Raw genomic sequence first — 5,442 nt, forward strand, 5'->3', positions numbered from 1 at the left:
TAAAAAATTAATCTCTGTTTTCGGTCAATTTTGCTAATCTTTGAACTTCCTCTAAAGGCAAATCTAAATATTCAGCAATAGTCTCTAAAGTTAAACCTAAACGAATCATATTAGATACAGATTTTAAGTTAGCTTCTACTTCACCTTCATCTTTACCTTCAGCAAAAGCCTCTTGATAAACTTTAGTTTTTTTCAATTCACTTAAACCTAACATTGCTTCAATCTCCTTTCTGGTTTTTTGGGGTAATTTATAAACAATAATTGTTTGAATTAGATTAATTAAATCTTCTTGAATCTTTGGCTCAATAATTTCCTCTTGAGCTTGAGAAATTAAAGATTTAGCCAAATTAATCGCTTGAGTTTCTGGCTTAATTACCACCAGTTTAACAACTCCAACCCCTAATGAACCACTTACAGTTTCTTCCAATTCGTTTAAATAAAGTAGTTAATTTGAGATTTGCCTCAAATCTTTTAATATTACACACATAATTCTTCTACTTCCATTTCCTTAATTTTAAGTTCTTGACCTTGAATAATATCTATTTCCATACTGTTACAAACATGACAAACACCGAATGGTTGCTCTAGAGGAATTTCTGCTCCACATTGACGACATTTTCCTAAACCGGGAATTTTAATAATCTCTAATTTTGCCCCTTCTAACACTGTACCTTTACTACAAACGTCAAAACAAAATTCAATAGCATCAGGCATAATAGCAGAAAGTTCACCTATTTCTAAAGTGACTCGTTTAACAGTTTTTTCCTTAGCATTTTCGGCAACTATGGCAACAATATTTTGAGTGATTCCTAATTCGTGCATATTTAAAGTAACTTTCCAGTTTTTCAGATAATTCTTAAGCTAAAAGTTAGAAAATAGGGAGAGAATTTTGAGGCTCAAAAATTCAGTTTGAGACTATTTATATTGACTGATAAAAAAAACTATTTTCTCTCTCCTAAAAAAATGTCAGTAGTAGGCGATCGCCCACCACATTTTTTAATTACAAAATTTCATCAGGGTTAATACCTCTTTCCCTGAGAATTTCTGCTAGTCGGTCAGCACGTTGTTTCTCCTGTTCGGCACGTTGTTTCTCCTGTTCGGCACGTTGTTTCTCCTGTTCGGCACGTTGTTTTTCCTGTTCAGCTCGTTGCTTTTCTTGTTCAGCACGTTGTTTTTCCTGTTCAGCTCGTTGTTTTTCCTGTTCAGCTCGTTCATCTCCAGTTAACAAAATATTCGCCGAATCATCACACCAGCGTAACCAATCATATTCTTTTCCTTCAAAAATACCATGCCAAATTGTTAAACCCAATCCCACTTGAGACAAATAGAAATTTCCTAGCTCTATATAACTATTACCTCGTAATTCATAGACTCGTAAAATCCTTTATCCAAGTTGTTTTAGTGGGTCAAAAAGACATAATAACCAACCGCAGCAAAAGCATAATCTTGTAATTTACTATCCAACTCATTACCGATTTTATTAGAGACAATTTCGATAGCTATTTCTGGAGGTTTGCCAAAAGAAAATACAAAATAAGAACGATTCTGTTTTTGACTCCAATCTTCCGGTACTTTGACTCGTAAACTAAGGAGAATGTCTGGTACAAGCGGTGGTATTTTATTGCCGTAAAAAAGCCCGACATTGGCAGTTGCTAAAAATGGTAAGTCTGTTTGGAAAGAACTATATAAAGTAGTAGTTAATAGTCGTTGTTGTTTCTCAGTAATTAAATTATCCACAGGAGTATCATCCTCAGTAATAACATCACTAATATCTGGTTCTACAAATTCAAAATCTTCTGGTTGCTTTTTGAAACTTTTGGGGGCTGATTCAATGTTTGTTTGTGTTGGTAATATAGACATAATTTTTTTCCTTTATTAATTAGGGAATAGGGAACAGGGAACAGGGAACAAGGAACAGGGCATAGGAAATATAAGAATAGTCCTATAAGTGTACCTCACTATCCTCAAAAGTGCTGTAAATCAATTATTAATTATTAATTGTTGAAAGACTGCCACAAAGCATCAACTTCATCTGGTGCATAAATATCCTCACTTGTTAATTCCACAAAATCTTGTAAACGACGATTTAAAAAAGTTTTAGCAACTTTAACAATTTCTGCCTCTGGATAATTAGAATGAACCCAAATATTAACTTCAAAGGAATTTATTCCATCTGAGTTTAGCAAGAATTTGACCAGATGATACTTATCAGAAAACCCTGGACGTTCTTGATACTTATTAAGTTCGATAATTTCAATTTTAGCATCAAAAAAAATTGTCATGTTTTTTAAATATTCAGATTTTAAACTTCAAAAATTGATATTAATATCATGTCCGGTTGAATACTTATACTTTGGAGTCAGGAAGGCAGAAGGAAGGCACTTATGCAGAAGGAAAAGAAAGGTTTAAAAGGAAAAGATTTTTTGAGCGACCCTCAAAGTTTTGAGCTTATAAAATCTGACTTTTAACTTCTATAAGTGGGAGGGTTTGGAGACCAAACCCCTACAAAATTTCCATCATCCGTACATCCGTGCCCAAATCCTTGTCTTGCTCATCGATGAAAAAATCCTTGGGAAAAGATTTTTTGAGCGACTCTCAAAGTTTTTAGTCTATAAAATCTGACTTTTAACTTTTATAAGTAGGAGGGTTTGGAGACATTACCCCTACAAAATTTCGATCATCCCTACATCCGTGAAAAAATCCTTGTCTTGCTCCTTCTTAACAAATTCTCGGCAGTTGGTCTCCCACCAACATATCCACAATACGCTCGGTTCCAAAGGTGGTTTGCAACAACAAAATTCCCGGAGGAGAAACAATAACTTCCCCAACAATAGCAGCATCAATACCTGTAGGATGAGATTTCATTGCTGCCAAAACAGTTTCCGCTTTTTCTCCTGGCACCACCGTCACTAACTTACCTTCATTGGCAAAATATAAAGGGTCGAGACCGAGAATTTCACAGACTCCCTGCACCTCTTCCCGCACTGGTAGGGAAGATTCAAAAAGTCGTATCCCTACTTCTGAACTCATGGCAAATTCATTTAATACTGTTGCTACACCACCACGGGTAGCATCTCGCATTGCCCTAACTTCCGGACAAACATCGAGAATAGTATCGACCAAACCATTCAAAGGTTGAGTATCGCTTTTGACTTCTGTTGCCAGAGCTAAGTCTCCACGAGCGATCGTAATAGCTGCTCCATGGTCTCCAAGATAACCATTCACAATAACGGCATCCCCTGGTTGGAGATTTTGGGCAGAAATAGAAACACCAGAACGAATTACACCTACCCCCGCAGTATTGATAAATAATTTATCCGCAGCACCTCGGTGAACAACTTTTGTGTCTCCAGTGACAATTTTCACCCCGGCGACATCTGCTGCAACTTTCATACTTTTTGCTATTTCGCGCAGGGAGTCAACGGGAAAACCTTCCTCAATAATCATTCCGCAGGAGAGATATAAAGGTTTTGCTCCACTCATCGCTAGATCGTTAACAGTACCGTTGACTGCAAGTTCGCCAATATTGCCTCCAGGAAAAAATATGGGGTCAACTACATAGGAGTCGGTGGTAAAAGCAAGTCTGTCTCCTTGAGCAGTAAAAGTTGCCAGGTCAAATGTTGCTTGGTCTTCTAGTTGAGATAGGGTGGCGTTGTCAAAGTTGCCGACAAAAATATCTTCTATAAGGTCGCGCATTGCTTTACCACCGCTACCGTGAGCGAGAGTAATGTTGGTGTCGCGCACTTTTGTCGGACGACGTCGCGCTTGTTCGATTTTTTTAAATAAAGAATGTTGAGTAGGTTCGTTGGAAGTAGAGTTTGTCATATTAAATATTAATTTTATTAAGATTGCTGATTTTTAAATTCAATCGTATATTTATAATAGTATTTTTTTCAAATTTTCAATTAGAAGACTCTAGTTGATTTGTCATAGACTAATGTTAAATTAGATTTGACAAGAAAGAAACATAAATATTATTCTGTCATATTTTTTCAAGTAGCCTTAATCAAAGATTTTATCTGTAGATTGAGCTTTACTAACTTTTTCTCAATCTAAATTACGAATCATCCGTGCATCCGTTTCCAAATCCTTGTCGTGCTTTCCTTCTTCAATGAATTTCCAGACGACATAATCTCACCTTTTCTATTATCTTTGCTCCCATTTTTTCATAGAAGTTAATGCCTTGAGAGTTATTAATATTTACAGTCCAATCAACTCTACCGCAACCTGTTTCTTCAGCTATTTGATACAGACGAGTCATTAAAGCTTTACCAATTTTTTGACCTCGGTATTCTGCTTTTAAATACAAATCATCTAGCCAAATTCCAGGTTTAGCTAAAAATGTAGAATAAATTCGATGATAACTAGCGAAACCTACAGCTTTACCCCCTACTTCTGCTAATAAAATAGAAGTAAGGGGAGTTGTGCCGAATAAATCGTTATTTAGTTTTTCAGTTGTTGCTTTAAGAGATTCGGGGCAACCATCAAATTCTGCTTTTAGATACAGCAATTCCATAATTATTTTTATGTCACTGGGAACTGCTTCTCTGATTACTATTTCTTGATTCAGCATAATTTTTAGACGGTAATTTGAAAAGAATTAATGTAAGCATTTCCTGTGGAATGCTGCGCAAACAGCTATTAGCTTTCAGCTAGCCTCCTCCGGAGGAACTGCGTTAACAGCAACAAGACTTTCTCCTTAAGGACATTGTTTAAATTAAAATAGACTTTAAGGTCAAGGAAGCCTACTTTTATAGTAAGATAATTAATAAAGCTTTGATAGTAAACTAAAAGCAATAGCTGATAGCTGATAGCTGATAGCTGACGGCTGAATGCTTACGAATTAATTGCTTACTTTTTCAAATTAACCGTCAACTTTTTACAGGCAAGTTAATTATTTTTTTCTACTTTTTCTGCATGACGACCGGGATGTTTATCAATATGAAGTTGACCGCCAACTGCCCAATTTTCTCGACTAAACTCGTCGATATGAACTGTTACCCATTCTGGTTTTGTTCCTAAAGTAGAAACAACAGTATCAGTGACAGCTTTTGCTAGTTTGCGTTTTAATTCAACGGAATGACCGTCAGCAATTTGAATTGTTATAAATGGCATAATTTTTTCCTTCTATTTTACTAAACTAATATATATAGAATTATGGGATCTATTAGGCATCTCTAGAAAAGAGGGAGTAGGCAGTAGGGAGTAGGCAGTAGGGGGAAATAATTGATAATTTCTGTGTGATAATTGATTTGATTTTTTATGATCACCAGATGTCTATTTATGTACTTCAATATAAAGAGATGGGAAGATGGTGAATATGGGAACAAATTTACACCTTTTTCCCCTATTCTATATTACTTTTGTGCATCTCATATTTGCAAAAATACTTTTTTCTTATCTATTCCCTATTCCCTATTCCCTATTCCCTGTTGCCTGTTG

7 protein-coding genes and 1 pseudogene are annotated in these 5,442 nt (G+C 35.6%); all 8 read right to left on the reverse strand.

The window, feature by feature from the left end:
* Positions 1-7: 7 nt before the first annotated feature.
* Positions 8-430: pseudogene (locus F6K13_RS16350) on the reverse strand (DUF2887 domain-containing protein); the annotation flags it as partial.
* Between the two features lie 47 nt (positions 431-477).
* Positions 478-822 (reverse strand): hydrogenase maturation nickel metallochaperone HypA, encoded by a 345-nt coding sequence (hypA, locus tag F6K13_RS16355; protein WP_124144220.1) that lies wholly within the window; start codon positions 820-822, stop codon positions 478-480.
* 178 nt (positions 823-1,000) lie between these two features.
* The gene (locus tag F6K13_RS16360) at positions 1,001-1,324 is read right to left on the reverse strand and encodes a hypothetical protein (RefSeq protein WP_240038868.1); all 324 of its coding nucleotides are present in this window, start codon (positions 1,322-1,324) and stop codon (positions 1,001-1,003) included.
* 74 nt (positions 1,325-1,398) lie between these two features.
* Positions 1,399-1,860: a Uma2 family endonuclease gene (locus F6K13_RS16365; protein ID WP_205127313.1), complete on the reverse strand. Its 462-nt coding sequence runs from the start codon at positions 1,858-1,860 to the stop codon at positions 1,399-1,401.
* A gap of 134 nt (positions 1,861-1,994) precedes the next feature.
* Positions 1,995-2,282: a hypothetical protein gene (locus tag F6K13_RS16370; RefSeq protein WP_205127312.1), complete on the reverse strand. Its 288-nt coding sequence runs from the start codon at positions 2,280-2,282 to the stop codon at positions 1,995-1,997.
* 436 nt (positions 2,283-2,718) lie between these two features.
* Positions 2,719-3,825, reverse strand: a complete 1,107-nt coding sequence (gene hypE, locus F6K13_RS16375) for a hydrogenase expression/formation protein HypE (RefSeq protein WP_124144219.1) — start codon at positions 3,823-3,825, stop codon at positions 2,719-2,721.
* Positions 3,826-4,108: 283 nt separating this feature from the next.
* The gene (locus tag F6K13_RS16380) at positions 4,109-4,573 is read right to left on the reverse strand and encodes a GNAT family N-acetyltransferase (RefSeq protein ID WP_124144218.1); all 465 of its coding nucleotides are present in this window, start codon (positions 4,571-4,573) and stop codon (positions 4,109-4,111) included.
* 317 nt (positions 4,574-4,890) lie between these two features.
* Positions 4,891-5,115, reverse strand: coding sequence for a 4-oxalocrotonate tautomerase family protein (locus F6K13_RS16385; RefSeq protein ID WP_124144217.1), 225 nt, complete (start codon positions 5,113-5,115; stop codon positions 4,891-4,893).
* Positions 5,116-5,442 lie beyond the last annotated feature (327 nt).

Source organism: Okeania sp. SIO2B9, from assembly GCF_010672505.1.
Taxonomy (GTDB): Bacteria; Cyanobacteriota; Cyanobacteriia; order Cyanobacteriales; family Microcoleaceae; genus Okeania; species Okeania hirsuta.